Origin of the sequence: Salinicola tamaricis, from assembly GCF_003006155.1 — a bacterium.
Taxonomy (GTDB): Bacteria; Pseudomonadota; Gammaproteobacteria; order Pseudomonadales; family Halomonadaceae; genus Salinicola; species Salinicola tamaricis.
Map to the genome: position 1 here is coordinate 3,744,621 of NZ_CP023559.1, position 21,529 is coordinate 3,766,149.

At 65.5% G+C, this 21,529-nt stretch carries 17 protein-coding genes and 5 pseudogenes; 14 read left to right on the forward strand and 8 right to left on the reverse strand.

Annotated elements, in window-relative coordinates; translation table 11 throughout:
* Positions 1-140 precede the first annotated feature (140 nt).
* Complete coding sequence (locus tag CN538_RS23505) at positions 141-413, forward strand: hypothetical protein (protein WP_242495302.1); 273 nt, start codon at positions 141-143, stop codon at positions 411-413.
* A complete protein-coding gene (gene ygfZ, locus CN538_RS17285; RefSeq protein WP_242495303.1) occupies positions 323-1,087 on the forward strand; it encodes a CAF17-like 4Fe-4S cluster assembly/insertion protein YgfZ in 765 nt (254 codons plus the stop codon). The genes CN538_RS23505 and ygfZ overlap by 91 nt, the downstream gene beginning before the upstream one ends.
* 22 nt (positions 1,088-1,109) lie before the next feature.
* On the opposite strand, the gene CN538_RS17290 is transcribed toward ygfZ, so the two are convergent.
* The 4 genes and pseudogenes from CN538_RS17290 to CN538_RS17300 form a co-directional block, all read right to left on the reverse strand.
* Positions 1,110-1,616, reverse strand: coding sequence for a TatD family hydrolase (locus CN538_RS17290; protein WP_340638356.1), 507 nt, complete (start codon positions 1,614-1,616; stop codon positions 1,110-1,112).
* Positions 1,508-1,882: a TatD family hydrolase gene (locus CN538_RS25595; protein WP_340638170.1), complete on the reverse strand. Its 375-nt coding sequence runs from the start codon at positions 1,880-1,882 to the stop codon at positions 1,508-1,510. The genes CN538_RS17290 and CN538_RS25595 overlap by 109 nt, the downstream gene beginning before the upstream one ends.
* 2 nt (positions 1,883-1,884) lie before the next feature.
* On the reverse strand, positions 1,885-2,367 hold the full coding sequence (gene mscL / locus CN538_RS17295) for a large-conductance mechanosensitive channel protein MscL (protein ID WP_106420237.1): 483 nt from the start codon (positions 2,365-2,367) through the stop codon (positions 1,885-1,887).
* A 257-nt stretch (positions 2,368-2,624) separates the two neighbouring features.
* Positions 2,625-4,213, reverse strand: a pseudogene (locus tag CN538_RS17300) (peptide chain release factor 3).
* Between the two features lie 262 nt (positions 4,214-4,475).
* On the opposite strand from CN538_RS17300, the gene CN538_RS17305 reads away from it, so the two are divergent.
* From CN538_RS17305 to CN538_RS17320, 4 genes are all read left to right on the forward strand, one after another.
* Positions 4,476-5,747 carry an ATP-binding protein gene (locus CN538_RS17305; protein ID WP_106420238.1) on the forward strand — a complete coding sequence of 424 codons (1,272 nt, stop codon included), beginning with the start codon at positions 4,476-4,478 and terminating at the stop codon, positions 5,745-5,747.
* Positions 5,748-5,825: 78 nt separating this feature from the next.
* Positions 5,826-6,362 (forward strand): response regulator transcription factor, encoded by a 537-nt coding sequence (locus tag CN538_RS17310; protein ID WP_106420239.1) that lies wholly within the window; start codon positions 5,826-5,828, stop codon positions 6,360-6,362.
* A 53-nt stretch (positions 6,363-6,415) separates the two neighbouring features.
* Positions 6,416-7,237 (forward strand): inositol monophosphatase family protein, encoded by an 822-nt coding sequence (locus CN538_RS17315; protein ID WP_242495305.1) that lies wholly within the window; start codon positions 6,416-6,418, stop codon positions 7,235-7,237.
* Positions 7,238-7,410: 173 nt separating this feature from the next.
* A complete protein-coding gene (locus tag CN538_RS17320; RefSeq protein ID WP_106420240.1) occupies positions 7,411-7,680 on the forward strand; it encodes a GrxA family glutaredoxin in 270 nt (89 codons plus the stop codon).
* Between the two features lie 117 nt (positions 7,681-7,797).
* Here CN538_RS17320 and CN538_RS17325 read toward each other — a convergent pair whose 3' ends face one another.
* A complete protein-coding gene (locus tag CN538_RS17325; RefSeq protein WP_242495308.1) occupies positions 7,798-8,958 on the reverse strand; it encodes an MFS transporter in 1,161 nt (386 codons plus the stop codon).
* A gap of 530 nt (positions 8,959-9,488) precedes the next feature.
* Here CN538_RS17325 and CN538_RS25600 point away from each other — a divergent pair.
* The 6 genes from CN538_RS25600 (at position 9,489) to CN538_RS17350 (ending at position 13,639) form a co-directional block, all read left to right on the forward strand.
* Entirely contained in the window at positions 9,489-9,998 is a 510-nt protein-coding gene (locus CN538_RS25600) for a 1-acyl-sn-glycerol-3-phosphate acyltransferase (RefSeq protein ID WP_340638171.1), read from the forward strand.
* Positions 9,893-10,360, forward strand: coding sequence for an acyltransferase (locus CN538_RS25605; RefSeq protein WP_340638172.1), 468 nt, complete (start codon positions 9,893-9,895; stop codon positions 10,358-10,360). The genes CN538_RS25600 and CN538_RS25605 overlap by 106 nt, the downstream gene beginning before the upstream one ends.
* Positions 10,300-11,190 (forward strand): M23 family metallopeptidase, encoded by an 891-nt coding sequence (locus CN538_RS17335; protein WP_106420241.1) that lies wholly within the window; start codon positions 10,300-10,302, stop codon positions 11,188-11,190. Before CN538_RS25605 ends, CN538_RS17335 begins: the two co-directional genes overlap by 61 nt.
* A 244-nt stretch (positions 11,191-11,434) precedes the next feature.
* Entirely contained in the window at positions 11,435-12,484 is a 1,050-nt protein-coding gene (locus CN538_RS17340; protein ID WP_242495310.1) for a glycosyltransferase family 4 protein, read from the forward strand.
* On the forward strand, positions 12,453-13,013 hold the full coding sequence (locus tag CN538_RS17345; protein ID WP_106420242.1) for a phosphatase PAP2 family protein: 561 nt from the start codon (positions 12,453-12,455) through the stop codon (positions 13,011-13,013). Before CN538_RS17340 ends, CN538_RS17345 begins: the two co-directional genes overlap by 32 nt.
* On the forward strand, positions 13,010-13,639 hold the full coding sequence (locus CN538_RS17350; RefSeq protein WP_242495312.1) for an alpha-ketoglutarate-dependent dioxygenase AlkB family protein: 630 nt from the start codon (positions 13,010-13,012) through the stop codon (positions 13,637-13,639). Before CN538_RS17345 ends, CN538_RS17350 begins: the two co-directional genes overlap by 4 nt.
* A 195-nt stretch (positions 13,640-13,834) precedes the next feature.
* Here CN538_RS17350 and gcvT read toward each other — a convergent pair.
* A pseudogene (gene gcvT / locus CN538_RS24655) lies at positions 13,835-14,948 on the reverse strand (glycine cleavage system aminomethyltransferase GcvT).
* A 75-nt stretch (positions 14,949-15,023) separates the two neighbouring features.
* A pseudogene (locus CN538_RS17360) lies at positions 15,024-16,406 on the reverse strand (alanine/glycine:cation symporter family protein).
* Positions 16,407-16,994: 588 nt separating this feature from the next.
* Here CN538_RS17360 and gcvH point away from each other — a divergent pair.
* Entirely contained in the window at positions 16,995-17,399 is a 405-nt protein-coding gene (gcvH, locus tag CN538_RS17365; protein WP_106420243.1) for a glycine cleavage system protein GcvH, read from the forward strand.
* A gap of 73 nt (positions 17,400-17,472) precedes the next feature.
* A pseudogene (gene gcvP, locus CN538_RS17370) lies at positions 17,473-20,374 on the forward strand (aminomethyl-transferring glycine dehydrogenase).
* Positions 20,375-20,531: 157 nt separating this feature from the next.
* On the opposite strand, the pseudogene CN538_RS17375 reads toward gcvP, so the two are convergent.
* Positions 20,532-21,453 (reverse strand): annotated as a pseudogene (locus CN538_RS17375) (LysR family transcriptional regulator).
* Between the last annotated feature and the right edge of the window lie 76 nt (positions 21,454-21,529).

Below are 21,529 nucleotides of genomic sequence, written 5' to 3' on the forward strand. Positions count from 1 at the left end.
CGACGCTCCCCACTCACCATGATACCCACCCTGATCACCGGAGTGACCCGATGCACGACTGGATGGCGCTCTCGAAACCCAGGGCGGCCAGCCCCGCGACGCGCTGCATTGGCAGTTCCCCGACGACGCACGTCGAGCGGATGACGCCCCCACTGATTCCGCTGACCCATCTGGCGGTGCTCGAGTGTCGCGGCGCCGACGCCGCGCGCTTTCTGCAGGGGCAGACCAGCGCCAACGTCGAGCACGCCAATGGCACCCTGGCACCGTTGACGGTGTTCTGTACCCCCAAGGGCCGGTGCTGGCCAATGCCGAGCTGCTTAAGGTGGCACCCGAGCACACGCTGGTGCTGCACGCCTCGTTGGTCACGCCGCTCAAGCAGCAACTCGACAAGTACGCCCCCTTCTACAAGATGACCCTGGCCGCCCGCGACGATCTGGTGCTGCTCGGCGTGATCGGTGACACCCCGGCCACGACCGCGTGGCCTTCGACCGCCTGGCACATGACGCATGACCAGGACGCCGTGGTGGTACGCCACCCCGGGCCTCAGCCGCGCTGGCTACTGGCGCTGCCCACGGAGCAGGCCGAGCAGCGATGGACGGCACTGGCCGCCGAGCTGGCGCTGAACGGCACGGCCCGCTGGCTGCGCGCCGATATCGCCGCCGGCCTGGCCTGGCTGACCCAGGCACACAGCGACAGCTATCTGCCGCAGATGATCAACTGGGAGGCGCTGGGTGGCATCAGCTTCCGCAAGGGCTGCTATACCGGGCAGGAGGTGGTGGCGCGCGCGCACTTCCGCGGCCAGGTGAAGCGCCGTCTGGGAGTGGCACGGCTCGCCGGTGACACGCCGCCGGTACTCGGCAGCGAGATTCGCGATACTCAGGAGAAGCGTGTCGGCGAGGTGTGCCAGGCAGAGACCGACCCCAGCGGCGATGGCTGCCAGCTGCTGATCGTGATCAACACCGCGGTGGCGGACGACGAGCCGCTCCAGATCGAGGGCCGCGAGCTGACACGCGCACCGCTGCCCTATCCCCTCGAACGCCTCGACCCGGAGACCTTGGCCGCCGCCAGCGAGCCCGCCCAGGCGTGACGCCGTTCAACGCCGTGGATCATTACCTCGTGGGCTCGGCGCGGGCGAACAGGCGACAGGCATTGGCATAGGTCTGGGCGGCAACCTCGGTCTCGGGTCGGCGGCGCAGCGCGGCGACCCGGGTCAACACTTCGGTGAGATTGGCCGGCTCGTTGCGCTGCCCCTGGCGCCCGGCCGGTGGCATGTCGGGGCTGTCGGTCTCGAGCACGAAGGCATCGTCGGGCAACCCGGCAATGACTCGCTGCAATCGCTGGGCGCGGGCGTGAGTGGCGCCACCCCCCAAACCCAGCTGGTAGCCGAGATCGACGAAGCGCCGAGCCTGCTGTGCACTGCCAGCAAAGGCATGAATCAACCCTCCCGCAGGCAGTGCCAGCTGCCGCAGCCGCTTGGCCACCTGGTCATTGGCATGCACGCAGTGGATTACCAGCGGTAGCCGATGCTGCTTGGCCAGCTGCAGCTGGGCCTCGAACAGCTGCCACTGGCGTGGCAGCGTCTCTTCGAAGCGGGCATCGATACCGCACTCGCCGATGGAACCACCTCGCCTGGCTTTGCCAGCGCCTCTTCCAGCGCGTCGAGATCCTCGTCGCGGTGGTCATCGATGAAATAAGGGTGCAGCCCCAGCCCGATCACCACGTCGTCGCGTGCCGCCAGTGCGCTGACTGCCGGCCAGCGTGTGCGCGTCGTGCCGGGTATCATGAAACGCCTGACGCCGGCCTCGTGGGCTCTTGCGAAAACAGCCCCGCGGTCGGCGTCGAAAGCGGCGAAATCGAGATGACAGTGAGCGTCGAACAGCATCGTCAGGGCGTGGCGTGCTCCTCGCTGGGCAGGTCAGCGGTGCAGTGGCCGCAGCGAGTCGCCTTGATCGGGATGGTCATGAAGCAGTAGGGGCAGGCCTTGTCGGTGGGTGCCTTGGGGGCCACCGCTTCCTCGCGCTTGAGCCGGTTGATGGTGCGCACCAGCAGAAAGACCGCAAAGGCGACGATGACGAAGCTGATCACGGCGTTGAGGAACAGCCCGTAGTCCAGGGTCACTGCCCCCGCCTGCTGCGCCGCCGCCAGCGACAGATAGGGCCCGGGCGTGGCGCCCTCCTTGAGCACGACGAAAAAGTTGGAGAAATCCACGCCGCCGATCAGCAGCCCCAGCAGCGGGTTCATGACGTTCTTGACCAGGCTCTGCACGATCAGCGTGAAGGCGCCACCGATGATGATGCCCACGGCCATGTCGACGACATTGCCCTTCACCGCGAATTCGCGGAACTCCTTGAGAAATCTGGAAGCCATCGACGTTCCCTTTGACTGAGTCGATTACGCGCTACGAGGCGCACCCGCCGGCCGAGCGCGCCCTCCCCTTGTTGCGTGTCCCACGCCGACAGCATGGCCCAGGCGCCTGCGGGCGACAAGCGAGCTGCCGCGGCCCGGCCGAGGCCCCCTGATGGCTCAGCGCTGCCGACACCTGGCGCTGCCAGCGGCTCGCACTATCGGTTCTCGAGCCATCAGTGCTCAAGCCATCAGTGCTCAAACCATTGGTTCTAGGACTATCAGTGCTCGCGCGTGGCGCGGAAAGTGATATCCGGCCAGCGCTCCTGGGTCATCTGCAGGTTGACCCGGGTCGGCGCCAGATAGGTGAGATAGTGGCCGCCGTCATAGGCCAGGTTGAGGCTCGCCTTGCGCTTGAACTCGTCGAGTTTGCGGGCATCGTCACAGTAGATCCAGCGTGCGGTATGGACATTGACCGGCTCATAGAGGCAGTCGACCTTGTACTCCTCCTTGAGCCGATGGGCGACCACGTCGAACTGCAGCGTGCCCACCGCACCGACGATCAGGTCGTTGTTGTCCAGCGGTAGAAAGACCTGGGTCGCGCCCTCCTCGGAGAGCTGTTGCAGCCCTTTTTGTAGCGCCTTCATCTTGAGCGGATCCCGCAGCCGCACGCGGCGGAACAGCTCCGGGGCGAAATGCGGGATGCCGAGAAAGCGCATGTCCTCGCCGGCGGTGAAGGTATCGCCGATCTGGATCGTGCCGTGGTTGTGCAGACCGATGATGTCACCAGGCCAGGCCTCCTCGACGTGGGCCCGATCGGAAGCCATGAAGGTCAGGGCGTCGGCGATCTTGACATCCTTGCCGATGCGTACGTGACGCATCTTCATGTTGCGCTCGTACTTGCCCGAGCAGATGCGCAGGAAGGCGACCCGGTCGCGGTGCTTGGGATCCATGTTGGCCTGGATCTTGAACACGAAGCCGGAGAAGCGGCCATCGTCGGAGACCACTTCACGGGCGTCGGTCTCCCGCGGCTGGGGTGCCGGAGCGAACTCGACGAACCCGTTGAGCATCTCGCGCACACCGAAATTGCCCATGGCGGTCCCGAAGTAGACCGGCGTCAGCTCGCCGCGGCGATAGGCCTCGAGATCGAATTCGTGCGAAGCGCCGCGCACCAGCTCCACCTCCATGCGCAGCTCTTCGGCCACGCTCGCGCCCAGCACCCGATCCACCTCTTCGCTGTCGAGGCCTTCGATGCGCTTGTCCTCGGGAATCCGGTTGCCCTGACCCTGGGTATAGAGATGCACGACATCGTCATAGAGGTGGTAGACACCCTTGAACGCCCGGCCCATGCCGATCGGCCAGGTCATCGGGGCGCACTGATATTGAGTACCGTCTCGACCTCGTCCATCACCTCGACCGGATCGCGAGTCTCGCGGTCCATCTTGTTGACGAAGGTCAGGATCGGCGTGGTACGCAGGCGGCATACGTCCATCAGCTTGATGGTGCGGTCCTCGACGCCCTTGGCGCCGTCGATCACCATCAGCGCCGAGTCGACCGCGGTCAGCGTGCGGTAGGTGTCCTCGGAGAAATCCTCGTGCCCCGGGGTATCGAGCAGGTTGACCACCCGCCCGTTGTAGGGAAACTGCATCACCGAGGTGGTCACCGAGATGCCGCGCTCCTGCTCCATCTTCATCCAGTCGGAAGTGGCGTGACGCTCGGCGCGCTTGCTCTTGACCGAGCCCGCCAGCTGGATCGCGTTGCCGAACAGCAGCATCTTCTCGGTGATGGTGGTCTTGCCCGCGTCGGGGTGGCTGATGATGGCGAAGGTGCGCCGCAGTGCCGCTTCCTGGGCTATTTGAATGTCTGACATGAAGAGTTCGCTGACCGAAACAGGGCACGTCGGCCGGTGGACCGCGCGTGCGAGAGTGTAGAAAGGGTATAGAGAGGTTCAGAATGGGCGCGATTGTACGCGCTGGCGGCGGCGAGTTGTAGCGGCTGAGGTACGCCACTCCCGGCGCGCCCTGACGATACCGGCACAGCGCGCGCTCACGCCAGCTCGCCGGCTGCGTTACCATAGGCGAGTATTCGACCACCGGCGCGGCGACATCGCCGATCGCGATTGCGGAGAGATCATGTTGCAGGCGCTACCCCTTTCGACCCCGAATCGCAATCTGGTGCGCCTGACGATCGTGCGCGGCATTACCTGGACCGGCTTCCTGGCGGCGATCATCTTCGGCATCGAAGTGCTCAAGTTCCAGCTCCACGTGCTACCGATCATCAGCGTGATCGTCGCCATGGGGCTGTGCAACGTGGCCACCTGGTGGCGCCTGGGACGCCCGCTGGCGGTGACCGACACCGAGTATCTGCTGCACTGGCTGCTGGATATCGCCGGCCTGAGCCTGCTGTTCTACTACACTGGCGGCTCGACCAACCCCTTCATCACCTATCTGCTGGTACCGCTGGCGATCGCCGCTTCCACCCTGCCCTGGTCCTACGCCTGGATCATCGCCTTCGCCGCCACCGCCAGCTACACCTTCATGATGCTGTTCTACGAGCCGGTTCCGCAGCTCGCCAGCGCCGAGCTGGTCTCGGGCATCCAGCTGCACACCGTGGGCATGTGGCTCAACTTCATCCTCTCCGGCGGCCTGCTCAGCTTCTTCATCTTCAAGATGGCTCACGCCCTACGCCGGCGTGACCTGACACTCTCGCGGACCCGCGAGGCGGCGCTGCGCAACGAGCAGATTCTCGCCGTGGCGACCCAGGCCGCCGGCACCGCCCACGAGCTGGGCACGCCGCTATCGACCATGGCGGTGCTGCTCAACGAAATGCGCCACGACGCCGCCGACCAGCCGCAGCTGCTCGAGGACGTCGAGCTGCTGCGCCGTCAGGTCGACACCTGCAAGCAGCGCCTGCAGACCCTTGTCGCCAATGCCGACCGCCGCCGTCTGGAGAAGCCCGAGACGCTGCGCGCGATACCCTGGATGGAGTCGCTGATTCAGCGCTGGCTGGTACTGCGCCCGGACGTCAACCATCAACTGGAGATCATCGGCCGCCGCGGTCAGCCCTGGATCGCGGTCGACACCACGCTGGAGCAGGCGCTGATCAACCTGCTCAACAACGCCGCCGATGCCAGCCCGGACGCGGTCGTGACCAGCCTCGACTGGAACGTCGAGGAGCTGATCATCGATATCCGCGACCACGGTCCCGGCGTGCCGATGTCGATCGCCGATCAGCTCGGCGACACCTTCGTCTCGACCAAGAGCAAGGGCATGGGCATCGGCCTGTTTCTGAGCCACGCCACCATCAATCGCTTCGGTGGCGGCGTGAGTCTCTACAATCACGAGGAGGGCGGCACCCTGACCGAGGTCAAGCTGCCGCGGGTCAGCGCCGGCGAGCTACCCTGAGCGCCCGCCGCTCGCCCCGACGGCCATGCCGTCGCTCTCTGCATCAACTGGCAAGGAAAGTATCGAGGACGGATAGCCATGAGTGATCAGGAACGTCTGCTGATCGTCGACGACGACGATCAGTTCTGCTTCGTGATGGAGCGCGCCATGCGCCGGCGCGGCTATGAGGTGAGCGTCGCCCACACCCAGGCCGAGGCGCTGGAGGCCGCGCGCCTGACGCCACCGGATCTGGCCACCCTGGATCTCAAGCTGGAGTCGGACTCCGGGCTCAAGCTGTTGCCGGAGCTGCTGGCGGTGGCCCCCGAGTGCCGGGTCATCGTGCTCACCGGCTACTCGAGCATCGCCACCGCGGTCGAGGCGATCAAGCTCGGCGCGGTCAACTATCTGTGCAAGCCGGCCGACGCCGACGAGATCCTGCATGCGCTGGATCGCGACAGCGGTGACGTCGACGTCGAGATCGCCGACAACCCGCCCTCGGTCAACCGCGTGACCTGGGAGCACATCCAGAAGGTGCTGCAGGAGCACGACGGCAATATCTCGGCCACCGCGCGGGCGCTCGGCATGCACCGGCGTACGCTGCAACGCAAGCTGCAGAAGCGCCCGGTGCGTCACTAAGCACCGCTCAGATCTTCGCCTTAACCCGCTTTAGACCCCCACAGGAGTTTCACTTGGATCACACCCAGCGTCTGGAACAGATGACTCGCATTGCCCATCAGGCCGGCGAGCGCATCAAAGAAGCCCGCCGCGCTCAGGACTACGCCCACCGCTACAAGGGCGGCGACGAACTGGTCACCGACGTCGACGTCGCCGTCGACCAGCTGATTGCCGACGAGCTGGAGGCGAACTTTCCCGGCGAGGCACGTCTGACCGAAGAGCTATCCCCCGACCGCAGCCAGCTCGAACGCGAGGGGCCGCTGTGGGTCGTCGACCCCATCGACGGCACGGTCAACTTCGCCTACGACCACGTCCACGTGGCCGTCTCCATCGCCTGGGCGGTGGATGGCGAACTCGAGCTGGGCGTGGTCCACGCCCCTTTCATGGACGAGACCTTCAGCGCGGTACGTGGCCAGGGCGCCTGGTGCAACGGCCAAGCGATCCGCTGCAGCCAGGCCGACAGCCTAGCGCGTAGCCTGGTCGCCACTGGCTTCCCCTACGGTCGCGACAAACGCGAGCCGCTGGTGCGCCGTCTCAGCCACGTTCTCGGCGCCTGCCGCGACATCCGCCGTAATGGCTCCGCCGCACTCGACCTCTGCCATGTCGCCTGCGCACGCCTGGATGCCTACTACGAGAGCGTCTCGCCCTGGGATTTCGCCGCCGGACTGCTGATCGCCCGCGAGGCGGGTGCGCGCACCGGCCACCTCTACACCTGCCCGGACAACCTGCCTGTCGATCTCTATGGCGAGAACCTGCTGGTGAGCGCTCCGGACATCCACCGCGAACTGGGCGAGCTGCTGCGCCACGCCGACGAAGGTGGCCGACTCCGGCACTGAGCCGCGCCCCGGGACGCAATAGCAGCCCACGGAGATAGCGCCGGATGAAATATAGTCCCGCGCAATGGGCCGAGTAGACTGACGCTATTGGCGACCCGGGGTTTAATACGAAAGAATAAGGCCCCACTAACTATTCAGATTCGTGTCATTCCCTTCTCACAGGAGACCGCTCGATGTTGACCGTCATTTTTGGCCGTCCCGGCTGCCCCTTCTGCGTGCGTGCCAAGGAGCTCTCCGAACAGCTCAAACAGGCGCGTGACGATTTCGACTTCCGCTATATCGACATCCACGCCGAGGGCATCACCAAGGCGGATATGGAGAAGACCATCGGCAAGCCGGTGGAGACCGTACCGCAGATCTTCGTCGACCAGACCCATATCGGCGGTTTCACCGAGTTCGATCAGTACGTCCGCGATCACGCCCTGATGCCGGAGAACGCCTGAGTCGAAACGTCCTTAACCAGCCTGCTATTGGCGCCGGCTCCGAACGACGACTCAGATAGGAAGACGCCCGCGACCTCATCGGTCGCGGGCGTTTTTGCGTCCAGCCGTTTAGCTGACTCAGGCCGCCTCGGTGCCCCAGTCGTGGCCGTCTAGGTCGAGCTCGTACTGGATCGGCCCATGACGTGGATCGAGCTCGTTGATGTAGTGGGTCGACTCCACCAGGGGCACCAGCGGGGTATAGGGCTCCTGCTCCTGCGGCGTCTTGACCGGCTCGCGCCGCCACAGACGGTAGAGAATGAATATAGCCAACAATAGAGCTGCACTGCCGAGGAAGTACCACAGCCCGTCGGGCCCAGTGAGGTCCATCAGCAGCGAGGCGCTGAACGGACCGATCACCGAACCCACGCCGTAGCACATCAGGATCTTGCCATTGGCCTGGATCGTCTCCTCCGGCGCCAGCCAGTCGTGGGTATGGGCCAGGCTCAATGAATAGAGCGTGTGCAGCATGGCGGTGTGGAAACTGGCCACGAACACCAGCAGCCAGAAGCTGGAGCGCGCGGCAAAGGTGATCAACACCCCGGAGATCGTCATCACGATCGCCATGCACAGGATCACCTTGCGCCGGTCGAAACGGTCCGAGACCCGGCCGAGCGTCCACTGGGCCACCAGCGCCACCAGCGTGGTGATCGACATGAACTGAGCGGTCTGGCCGGTGCTCAGGCCGATCTCCTGGCCATAGAAAGGCGTCATGGCAAAAAACGCCTGGACCATCAGCCCAGCGACGAAGGCCCCTGTCAGCCCCACCGGAGCACGCTTGAACAGCTGCGCCAGCGAGATCTTCGCCGCCGCGCTGTGCTGGCCGCGCAGCGGGCCGTGGATACGGTGGATCGAGAGCGGCACCAATGACAGTGCGAACAGAATGCCTGCGACCGAGAACAGCACGAAGGTGCCGGGATCGGCGGCGTTGAGCATCCACTGGCCGCCGGCCAGCGACAGCGTCGAGATCACCAGATACCAACCCAGCACCCGGCCCCGATTCTCGTTGGTCGACTCCCCCGAGACCCACGACTCCATCACCATCAGCAGGCCGGCGGTCGCCGCGCCGCCGAATAGCCGCCACACCAGCCAGGCCCACGGGTTGACCCACAGGCCGTGGAGGATCGCGGTCGCCGCCAGCAGCGCCGCGCAGGCGGCAAAGACGCGGATATGCCCGACGCTGCGGATGCGCTTCTCGAGCCAGTAGCTGCCGGCGACGAAGCCCAGCGAGAAGCAAGACATCAGCAGCCCCCCGCATCTGCGACGGAAACGACTCGAGCGACATCCGCACGCCGAGCAGCGTCATGATCAGGCCGTGGCCGAGCAGGAAACTGATTTCGCACAGGAACAAAATGGGCAGTGTCGCAGGCAGTGAGCGCAAGACGTCCTCCGATAGATGACGACACGGCGCGACGGCAGCACACGTCCGCCACCGCGCCGAATCCCGCCGCACGCAGGGCGAAGCAGGCAAAAGCAGGCAAAAGGAGCGGCATTCTAACAACTTGCCTCCCCTATTCCGACTCACGAAAGGCCCCCAACGCGGCGTGCCACGAATTATTCACATCTTCTGTGGATAACGCTGTGCATTTCCGGTGGCCTGCCGCGATGCTCGCCGAGCCTCTCGGCATTGCACTCGGATTGATCAGTTTTTCGGCACTCGCTCCCCCCGACGGCATGACGATTTTGGCCCTTGACCCGGGCACCCTCATGGTCATCTGGGCAGTACGACGACATTCCAGTAACATTACCCCAAGTCTTTGATGGAGCATGGCATGTCGACCCTCAAGGGGCTCGTCAGCGTACTGCTGTTGATCGCCAACACCCTGTTATGGGGCCTGCCGCTGATCGCGCTCACCGCGATCAAGCTGGTCACGCCCACCCGCCGGGCGCGGCTCTACGTGCTTGGTGGGCTGCATTGGCTCGCCCTGGCCTGGATTCGCACCAACAACGTCTGGATCCGCCACTGGGTGCGCCCGCGCATTCACCACGAGCTGCCGGAGGGCCTTTCGCCAGCGCAGTGGTGGCTGGTGATCGCCAACCACCGCAGCTGGACCGACATCATCGTCATGCTCTACGTGCTCACCGACCGCTTGCCGATGCCCAAGTTCTTCCTCAAACGCGAGCTGATTCTGGTACCCATCGTCGGCCTTGCCTGGTGGGCGCTGGAGTTCCCTTCATGCGCCGCTACAGCCGAGAGCGCCTGGCGCGCAACCCCAGGCTCGCCGAGCGTGACCGTCAGGCGACCCAGCGCATGTGCGACCACGCCCGTGAGATGCCGATGACGATCTACAACTTCGTCGAGGGTACCCGCTTCACCGCAGCCAAGCGCCACGCCCAGTCGAGCCCGTTCGAGCATCTGCGGCCCAAGGCCGGCGGCGTGGCCCAGGTGATCGGCCTGCTCGGTGAGCGCCTCGACGGCATTCTCGATGCGACCCTGCACTACCGGCGACAGCAGCCCAACTTCTGGGACTTCCTGTGCGGCCGTGAGGAGCAGATCGCGCTGGTGGTCAAACGGATAGCGCAGCCGGATTGGATGCTCGAGGGCCGTTACGACGACGCCCAATACAAGGAACGTTTTTATTCATGGCTCAACACCCTGTGGCAGGAAAAAGACGCGGCGCTCTCCTCCTACTCCTGGTCCTGACCCTGCTGCTCGGCGGCTGCGCCAGTAGTGGGGGCGGCAGCGGTCGGGGCGGCCAAGGCTGGATCACGGTGCAGCGCGGAGACACCCTGGGCAAGATCGCCAGTCAGGCGGACATTCCGCTGCTGCGCCTGCAGCGCTTCAACCCCGGCGTCGATGCACGTCGCCTGGCGGTGGGCCAGCGCCTGATGCTGCCCTCGCGCCAGGAGCGCGCCCCCGGCGGCGGCCCTTACCGCTATCAAGTGCGCCGCGGTGACACCCTCTACGGCGTTGCACGCTACTTCGGTGCTGACCCGCAGCGAGTCCAGGCGGCCAATCCTGGTCTCGATCCGAGCAACCTCGCCGTGGGCCAGCTGATTCAGGTACCGCTCAGCGGCGCCAGCAGCCGCAGCAGCAGCGCTCATACCAGCACGCCCGCCGCTCGCCGCAGCCTGCCCGACCCGGGCCCGCTGCCGCGTACGGCGCACGGTTGGGCATGGCCGCTGTCCAATTACCGTATCGCGCGACCCTTCGGCCGTGACGCCAACGGCACGCTGCAACCGATGCTGCTCTCCACCACCGGGCCCGCCCAGGCCAAGGCGACCAATGCCGGTAAGGTACGCTTCGCCAGCGGCATGCGTCAGCTCGGCCAGGTGGTGATCCTCCACCACGCCGACAACATGCAGAGCGTCTACGCTTTCTGCGGCAAATTGCTGGTGAGCGAGGGCCAGAGCGTGGGCCGCGGCGACCCCGTGTGCGATATCGCCCACGACGACAACGCCAACAACTACCATCTGCTGTTCGATCTACGTCACGGCGGCAAACCCATCGATCCCGCGCGCGTGCTACGCTGATCGACAACGGGGTTTGTCATGGAACCGTCATCGCTTTGACGCATTGACGTCACTGCCGATACGCAGGATCTAGGAAGGGTCAACACGGTCGCATACGCCGCCAACGCGGTCGTGCGCCGTGCAAGGGAGTGATCGTGATGCGGATAGCCCTGGTCAGCGAAACCTGGTCTCCGGAAGTCAACGGTGTGGCGCACACGCTGCGCCACCTGGCCAACCACCTCGTCGCCAAAGGCGTCATCTGCAGGTGGTCCGCCCGCAGCCGGTCGGCGGCGAGCGTGACCAGCTAGCCGAGCGCGACTTCCATGTCAGAGGCATGTCACTGCCGATCTATGCCGACGTGCATATCGGCTTGCCGTGCCGGCGACGGCTGCTGAAGCTGTGGCGCCAGGAGCGCCCGGATGCGGTCTATATCGCTACCGAGGGCCCGCTCGGCTGGTCGGCGCTCAACGCCGCCCGCGATCTGCAGATTCCCGTGGTCAGCGGTTTTCACACCAATTTCGACCAATACGCCGGCAACTATCATCTGGGTTGGAGCATCCCCATCGCACGGCGCGGCCTGCGCTACTTTCACAATCGCTGCGAAGCGACGCTGGTGCCCACCCAGGCTCAGCGCCAGCATCTCGAACGCCAGGGCTACCAGCGCGTCTCGGTGCTCGCCCGCGGTGTCGATGCCCGCCGCTACACCCCCGACAAGCGCAGCGCCGAGCTGCGCCGCCAGTGGGGGGTCGGCCCGCATCAGCCAGTGGCGCTGTATGTCGGCCGCCTCGCCTCGGAAAAGAACATCGAACTGCTCGCCGATAGCATGGCAGCGATGCAGCGCAGCAATCCGGCCCTGACCCAGGTTCTGGTGGGTGATGGCCCGGCACGCAAGACACTGGCCCGACGTCTGCCGGAGGCGATCTTCACTGGTTTTCAGACCGGCGAGGCGTTGGCCGCACACTACGCCAGCGCGGATCTGTTCGTGTTTCCCTCGCTCTCCGAGACCTTCGGCAACGTCGTGCCCGAGGCCATGGCCAGCGGCCTGGCCGTGGTCGCCTTCGAGCACGCCGCCGCTCAGGAACTGATCACCGATGGCGTCGACGGGCGCCTGATCGCCGCCGATGATCGCCACGGCTTCATTCAAGCTGCCAGCGAACTGAGTGGCCAGCCAGCGCTCTATGCCCAGCTCGGGCGTCAAGCGCGGCGCCGCGCCGCCGCCCTGAGCTGGGCCAACATCGGTGATCGCTTCCTCGCCCACATGATCCAGGTCCAGAGGCCACAGCATGCTGCCGCGCACTACACGTCTCACGTTTGAACGTCTCGACCGCTTCGAGAGCCGACTCAGCCACCGCTTCGCCGAACTCTCGCGCCACTCGCCGACGCTGTGGCTATTCCGGCTGGTCAGCCGTCTGGGCGACTGGCCGGCGTGGGTGCTGCTGTGCCTGTGTCAGCCATTGTGGCATGGCACCCGTGGCTGGCTGATCGCCATCTACTGGGGGCTGACCACAGCGGTCGCCGCTCTGCTCTATCGGCTGCTCAAGACCCGCCTGTGCCGCGAGCGCCCCTACATCACCTTCTCGACCATCCGCTGCAGCATGCCGCCGGTGGACCGCTACAGCTTTCCCAGCGGGCACACCCTGCATGCGGTGATGTTCACCCTGCTCACGGCCACCACCACGCCCAGCCTGCTGCCGGTGGTCTTCCCCCTGGCCTGCCTGATCGCCGCCTCACGAGTGATACTGGGGCTGCACTACCTGAGCGATGTCCTGATCGGCGGCCTGATCGGCGCTGGGCTCGCCTGGTCCAGCCAGGCGCTGGCAACGCTGATCTTCCCCCCGCTTTGAGCGACCGCGCACCATCGCGCGAGGCCTGGCAGTGGCTCGAGACCCAGCCGCTGCTGGCGCGGCTGGACACCTTTATCGCCCCGGCGGCGGCCAGTGCGCTGTTCGAGACACTGCTTCACGAGGTCGCGTGGGAGAGCCCGGCCATCCGCGTCTACGGGCGCGACCATATCATCCCCCGCGCCCAGTGCTGGATGGGTGACCCCGAAGCCGGCTACCGCTACTCCGGCAGCCAGCTGGTGCCGACACCCTGGCATCCGGCGGTGGCCGAACTGGCCACTCGGGTGCAGCAAGCCCTGGCCCAGGCCGAGCTGCCGACCACCGAGTTCAACAGCGTTCTGCTCAATCGCTATCAGGATGGCCAGCAGCGCATGGGCTGGCACAGCGACGACGAGCCGGAGCTGGGCCCGGACCCGATCGTCGCTGCGGTCTCGCTCGGCGCCGAGCGCCCGCTACGCTTCCGCGAGCGTCACAGGGATTCCGGGCAGCGAGCATTCAACGTCTGGCTGCCCCACGGCAGCCTGCTGTTGATGGGCCCCGGCGTCCAGTCTCGCTGGCAGCATGCCCTGGCCCCGCGGGCAATCCCCGGACCTCGTATCAGCCTCACCTTTCGCCGCATCCACAGGTGAGTCGCTACCACACGCATCACGTCTGCCCGCGATCGAGAAGCTTTCCTGATTACGTCGCCTGTCACTCTGCTTGCCGCTTCTGATCAACCAAAAAAGCCTCCCGCATGGGAGGCTTCAAAGCGCTATCTACGGCGAAACAAGATAACGGTATAAATAGGGCAAGACGCAGTCGTGAAACGACCTCACCGACAGCGCTCAACGCTGATAGTTGGCCTTGACGAACGGCATCCGGCTGACGCGCATCGGCAAGCGTTTGCCACGCACATCCGCATAGAGCGTGGTCTCGAGCTGCGCTACCTCGGGTTTGACGTATGCCATCGCCACCGGCGCGCCGACACTCGGGCCGAAGCTGCCGGAGGTGACCTCGCCGACGGCGTTGTCGTCGGCATCGTAGAGCGCGCACCCTTCGCGCACCGGTGCCCGCCCCTCGCCGACCAGCCCGACCCGCTTGCGCCGGTGGTCCTTGGCCTGCATCTGGTGCAGGATGATATCCGCGCCGGGGAAGCCCGCTTCGCGGTCGCCGCCAATCCGGCGCGCCTTGCCCACCGCCCAGATGAGACTCGCCTCTACCGGTGTAGTGGTGGCGTCGATATCGTGGCCGTAGAGGCATAGTCCCGCCTCCAGACGCAGCGAATCGCGCGCCCCCAGACCGATCGGCGCGACTTCTGCCTGAGCCAGGAACCAGCGAGCCAGCTTTTCGGCGGCCTCGGCGGCGACCGAGATCTCGAAGCCATCCTCACCGGTGTAACCGCTACGGCTGATCCACAGAGTGTCGCCGTCGACCTCGAAACGCCCATGCTGCATGAAGCTGAGCTCGCAGGCCGCCGGGCACAGCCGCGCCATCACCTGGCGCGCCTGCGGCCCCTGCAGCGCAGCGCCAGCAGTGCGCGGTCGAGCACCTCCACCTCATGCTCAGTGCCCAGACCGACACGCATCAGCGCCACGTCCGCGTCCTTGCAGGCAGCGTTGACCACCACATAGAGGGCGTCGCCCTGGTTGGCGATCATCATATCGTCGAGGATACCTCCCTCGCTGTTGGTGAACAGCGCATAGCGCTGGCCGCCCTCGGGGATACCCACCACGTCCGCACACACCAGGGTCTCCATCGCCTGCGCCGGCGACGGCCCGGTCACCCGACCTGCCCCATGTGGGAGACGTCGAACAGGCCGCAGGCTTGACGGGTGTGCTCGTGCTCCTTCTTGACCCCGAGCGGGAACTGGACCGGCATGCTGTAGCCGGCGAAGGGCACCATCTTGCCACCCAGCTCTTGATGCAGAGCGTGAAGCGGCGTCTGTTTGAGATCGGACATGGGGATTCTCCAGATCGGGTCGAGAGGGAAACCGCACCGCGGGCCGCTGCGCGTGACAGCGGCCCGCCTGCGGCATCAGTCGCGGTGGCGTTCGAGATCCTCGCCCGGCAGCACCGTCTTGCCGGCGAAGTGATCGCGGGTCAGCTTGAACACTACGGGTGACAGCAGTGCCAGCGCGATCAGGTTGGGGATCGCCATCATGGCGTTGAAGGTGTCCGCCACCAGCCAGATGAAATCGAGCTTGGCCATGGCCCCCACCGGCACCGCCAGCACGAAGACGATGCGATAGAGCATGATCGGCTTGTCACCGAACAGATACTGGAAGCACTTCTCGCCATAGAACGACCAGCCGAGAATGGTGGTGAAGGCGAAGACCGCCAGCGCGATGGCGACCACGTGCTGGCCACACCCGGCAGCGCGCTGTCGAAGGAGAGCGAGGTCAAGCCGGCACCGCTCTCGCCATCCAGCCAGTGGGTCGAGGTGAGAATCACCAGCGCGGTCATGGTGCACACCACCAGGGTGTCGATGAAGGTACCGAGCATCGCGATCAGCCCCTGACGCACCGGATTGCGGGTCTGGGCCGCGGCGTGGCGATCGGCGCACTACCCAGACCCGCCTCGTTGGAGAAGATCCCGCGGGCCACGCCGAAGCGGATCGCTGCGGCCACGGCGGCGCCGGCGAAACCGCCGGTGGCGGCGATTGGATTGAAGGCGTGGTTGAAGATCAGGGCGAAGGCGTTACCGATCTGATCGACGTTGATGGCCAGGATGATCAGCCCCGAGACCACGTAGGCCACCGCCATCAGCGGTACCAGCTTGCCCGCCACCTGGGAGATACGCTTGATACCGCCGAGAATCACGGCGCCCGCCAGCAGCATGATGATCACCCCGGTCAGCCACGCCGGCACGCCGAAGGAGGTGGTCAACGCGTCCGCGACCGAGTTGGCCTGTACCGTATTGCCGATCCCGAATGCGGCCACCGCACCGAAGAAGGCGAACAGCCCGCCGAGCCAGGCCCAGCGCCGGCCGAGGCCGTTACGGATGTAGTACATCGGCCACCGACATGGTTGCCCTGGGAATCGGTCTCACGGTAGCGCACCGCCAGCACCGCCTCCGCGAACTTGGTCGCCATGCCGACCAAGGCGGTGAGCCACATCCAGAACACCGCCCCGGGGCCGCCGAGCGCGATCGCCGTCGCCACGCCGGCGATTGCCCGTGCCGATGGTCGCCGAGAGCGCGGTCATCAGCGCGTTGAACGGCGAGATCTCGCCATCGTTGCGGTCGTCGTCGGCACTCCGGCGCCCTGCCAGAGCAAGCTGAAGCCGAGCCCGAGCTTGCGGATCGGCAGCAGCTTGAGGCCCAGTTGGAGGTAGATACCCACCCCGAACAGCAGTATCAGCATCAACGGGCCCCATACGACCCCGTTGATGGATCCGAAGATATTGGTCAAAAGTTCCATGGCAACCCCCTGTTGAGATTGTTATTGCCCAGCGCCCCGCAGGTGAGCCTTGGGGCGACCGTCCCAGGATTTGCACAAAATGTCGGCGAGTGCAGGCAGTTTCGTACAAAACCTAGGCGCTTGTGTCGAAAAAAACCCCGCAACGATAGAGGATTATGCTGCAACTCCACAATCAGACCCATGGAGGGTCGGACGGTGCAGCGGCAACGACACAAGGGATGCCGCTAACCTTATGCGAAAAGGTGCGGCGCGAAAAGCGCTCGTGTTTCCAATAAGAAACAGAAGCGCCGATCAGAAACGCACCTTCCGGCCACCAAGCGCGCGGGAGCCGAGCATGCGGCCCACCTCGATCCCTCTCGCCTTCCCCCCACGCCGCGGACTCGGCAGGCGCAAGCCGCCAGTGGCGCGACCCACGGCTCGAGCGGGCGGTTGTCACTGGACGCCGGCGCATTCTCGCCCCAACCTAGGAGCGTGGCGACGGCGATCGTGGCCATGGCGGTCGCGGGCCTATGCCAATTGACGAAACATTGATGCATAATGCTCGCCAGAATCTCTTGTGCCGAAACACGTTTCTTATAGGAAACCCTCATGAGCGATATCCCCAACAACCTGCTCTATACCGATAGCCACGAATGGGTGCTGGACAACGGCGACGGCAGCGTCACCGTCGGCATCACCGACCATGCCCAGGAAGCGCTGGGCGACGTCGTCTTCGTCGAACTGCCCGAGCCGGGCAAGAGCCTCGACGCCGGTGATGAATTCGGCGTCATCGAGTCGGTCAAGGCGGCCTCCGACCTCTACGCGCCGCTGGCCGGTGAGATCCTCGAGGTCAACGAAGCGCTGGAGGATGCCCCCGAGACCGTCAACGACTCGCCCTACAGCGATGGCTGGATTCTCAAGCTCAAGCTGGCCGATCAGGGTGAACTCGAGTCACTGCTCTCCGCCGAGGCCTACGCAGACCTGGTCGCCGCCGAGGAAGATCAGGACGGCTGACCCACCCGCCCCAGTCGCGGCCACCCGCCCCGCCGGGTGGCCTCTCTCCCACCGCCGATCCGCTGGACGCACCATGCCTACCGATACCCGCACCCTGGCCGAGCTGGCCAACCACGACGATTTCCTCAAGCGACACAACGGCCCGAGCGGTGAAGACATCACCGCCATGCTCGAGGCGCTCGGCATGAGCTCGCTGCCGACGCTGATCGAACAGACCGTGCCCCAGGGCATCCGTCTGAACCGGGAGCTGGCGCTGGATGGCCCCAAGGGTGAGGCGGAGGCGCTCGACTATCTCAAGGGCCTGGCGCGTCAGAATCGGGTATTCAAGAGCTACATCGGCCAGGGCTACTACCCCACTCATCTGCCGCCGGTGATCCAGCGCAACGTGCTCGAGAATCCGGGCTGGTACACCGCCTACACGCCGTATCAGCCGGAGATCGCCCAGGGGCGCCTCGAAGGCCTGCTCAACTTCCAGCAGATGGTGATGGATCTGACCGGCATGGCGATCGCCAACGCCTCACTGCTCGACGAGGCAACCGCCGCCGCTGAAGCGATGGCGCTGTGCCGGCGCGCCAACAAGAAGAACAAGAGCGAGCGCTTCTTCGTCGCCGACGACGTACTGCCGCAGACCCTCGACGTGCTGCGCACGCGGGCGGCGTATCTCGGCTTCGAGCTGGTCGTCGCCCCGCGTGCGCGCCTGGCCGAGGAGGAGGTGTTCGGGGCCCTGCTGCAGTATCCCGGGGTCGATGGTGAAGTCCCGGCGGATCTCGAAGCGCTGATCGCGGCCGCCGGCGAGCGCCAGATCATGACCTGCGTCGCCGCCGACCTGATGAGCCTGGTGCTGCTCAAGCCGCCGGGCGAGATGGGCGCCGATATCGTGCTCGGCAACTCCCAGCGCTTCGGCGTGCCGATGGGCTACGGCGGCCCGCACGCGGCCTACTTCGCCGCCAGCGATGCGCTCAAGCGCTCGCTGCCGGGACGTGTGATTGGCGTCTCCAGGGACAGCCGCGGCCGCCCGGCGCTGCGCATGGCGATGCAGACCCGCGAGCAGCATATCCGGCGCGAGAAGGCGACCTCCAACATCTGTACCGCCCAGGCGCTACTGGCCAACATCGCCGGCTTCTACGCCACCTATCACGGTGCCGAGGGGCTGCGCACCATCGCCACGCGCATCCACCGTCTCACCTCGCTGCTGGCGACGGGCCTGGCTCAGCACGGCATCGCGCTCAAGCACGACAGCTGGTTCGACACCCTGACCCTGTGCGGCGTCGACAGCCACCGCATCCAGGGACGCGCCCTGACCCGCGAGCTCAACCTGCGCTACCCCGGCGACGGCGAAGTCGGCGTGAGTCTCAACGAGACCACCACCGCGGCCGATCTGGCCGAGCTGTTCGATGTCCTGCTGGGCGACGAGCACGGTCTCTCGGTAAGCGAGCTCGATCGCCAGGCCCAGCGCGAGGCGATCACCGGCGTTCCCGCAGCGCTTGCACGCCACAGTGACTTCCTGACCCACCCCAACTTCCAGCGCTTTCGCAGCGAGACAGAGATGCTGCGCTATCTCAAGCGGCTGGAGAATCGCGACCTGTCGCTGACCCATGCGATGATCCCGCTGGGTTCGTGCACCATGAAGCTCAACGCCACCAGCGAGATGATCCCGATCACCTGGCCCGAGTTCGCCAACATCCACCCCTTCGCGCCCGCCGAGCAGGTCGCCGGCTACCGCCAGATGATCACCGAACTGAGCGACTTCCTGGTCGAGATCACCGGCTACGACGCCATCTCGATGCAGCCGAACTCGGGGGCCCAGGGCGAGTACGCGGGCCTGGTGGCGATTCGCCGCTACCAGCAGGCCAACGGCGAGGGGCATCGCGATATCTGTCTGATCCCCAGCTCGGCCCACGGCACCAACCCGGCCTCGGCGGCGATGGCGCAGATGCAGGTGGTGGTGGTGGAGTGCGACCGCGACGGCAATATCGACCTGAGCGACCTGCAGGCCAAGGCAGAGAAGTACAGTGAGCGCCTGTCGGCGATCATGCTCACCTACCCCTCCACCCACGGCGTGTTCGAGGAGAGCGTCCGCGACGCCTGCCAGATCGTCCATGAGCATGGCGGCCAGGTCTATATCGATGGCGCCAACATGAACGCCCAGGTCGGGCTCTGCCGCCCCGGCGACTACGGCGGCGACGTCTCGCACCTCAATCTGCACAAGACGTTCTGCATCCCCCACGGCGGCGGTGGCCCGGGTATGGGGCCGATCGGGGTCAAGGCGCACCTGGCGCATCATCTGCCCAACCACGTCGTGACCCCGCAGGAGGGGATCGATCCGGCTGCCGGTGCGGTCTCCGCGGCGGCCTTCGGCAGCGCCTCGATCCTGCCGATCTCGTGGGCCTACATCAAGATGATGGGCGCGCGCGGGCTGCGCGAGGCGACCGAGCTGGCGATCCTCAACGCCAACTACATCGCCAAGCGGCTCGAGCATCACTATCCGGTGCTCTATCGGGGCGCCAACGGCACCGTGGCCCACGAGTGCATTCTCGACATCCGTCCGCTCAAGGCGGCGTCGGGGATCGGTGAGGGATATCGCCAAGCGTCTGATGGATTACGGCTTCCACGCCCCGACCATGTCCTTCCCGGTCGCGGGCACACTGATGGTCGAGCCGACCGAGTCCGAGTCGCGCTATGAGATCGACCGTTTCTGCGACGCCATGATCGCGATTCGCGAAGAGATCGCCCAGGTCGAGAACGGCACCTGGACCAAGGATGACAACCCGCTGGTGATGGCGCCCCACACCATGGCCGATCTGGCTGAAGACCACTGGGAACGCGCCTACTCCCGCGAACTCGGCGCCTTCCCCTCCCAGGCATCCCGGGAAGCCAAGTACTGGCCGGCGGTCAATCGGGTCGACAACGTCTTCGGCGACCGCAACCTGATCTGCAGCTGCCCGCCGATGGATGCCTACCGCGACGCCGTCTGAGATACGCGCAAAAGTGACAGGCGCATAAGAGCCACGCGTGAAAAAGCAACGGCCGCTCATTGAGCGGCCGTTGCCTTGTCTGGGGAGCGCATCGACCCGGTGTAGGGCTATGCCCCCTGTCTTCCAGCGAGATACCCGCTTCTCGCTAGCCCCCCTATCAGGCCTCCTCCAGAGACGGCAACTCGCTGTAGCCGTAGAGCGAGTTGAGCCGCTGCTGACGGAAGGTCTCGAGCAACTGCCGGTAGCGCTTGGGCAGCTCGACGTCGCTTCGGGTGACCAGATAGAGCGTATCGTAGACCGGCTGCGCCAGTGGCAACTCGCGGACCTGGCGCTGCCAGGGCGAAGTCTCCAGCACCGGTCGCGAGACCACGGTAAAGCCCAGTCCACGGGCGACCGCATCCAGCACCTGCCCCACCTCATTGGTGAATCCCTGGCGCGGGAAGTGCGTCATGCTGCGGAACTCGCCGCCGAAATTATTGCGCAGCACCAGGCTGGCGTTGGTGTTGCCATCGGTGTAATTGACGAAGCCCAGCGCCTGCAGCTCAGCAAAGGTAGTACCGGCGAAGTCGGCCGGTACTACCAGGCAGGCTAACCTCCTGGTGCCACGCCTCGACATGCAGATCCGGCTGCTTGCCCGCCTCGGTGACGATGCCCACGTCATAGCGCCCCGCCAGCACGTCGGCGGCGATCTCTTGATTGAAGGCGAAGCTGTAGTTGACCGTGAGCCCTGGGTGCATCTGCTGATAGCCGAGCAGAAACGGATAGAACATCAGCCCCACGCTGCCTGGAGAGGCGATACGGCACTCACCGCTGTCAGGGGAATCATCGTCCAGCGAATGGCGAAAGTGTTCGTGCTCGGCAAACAGCTTGACCGCATAGTCGTAGGCGCGGCGGCCGGCATCGGTCAGCGAGAACTTGCGCCCCTGGCGGTTGAGCAGCGAGCGCCCGAGGTACTCCTCAAGCTTGCGCACATGCTGACTGACCCCAGGCTGGGTCATGTCGAGCTTGCCCGCGGTCTGGGTGAAGCTGCCGGTCTCGACGAGCATCATGAAAGTACGAAAATACTGGGCGTTGAACATGGAAGAACGCGATTCACTCACGCAGACAGAGCAGAAGAGCGCGAGAACGTCGCGCCACCGTGGCTGGATAACGGCT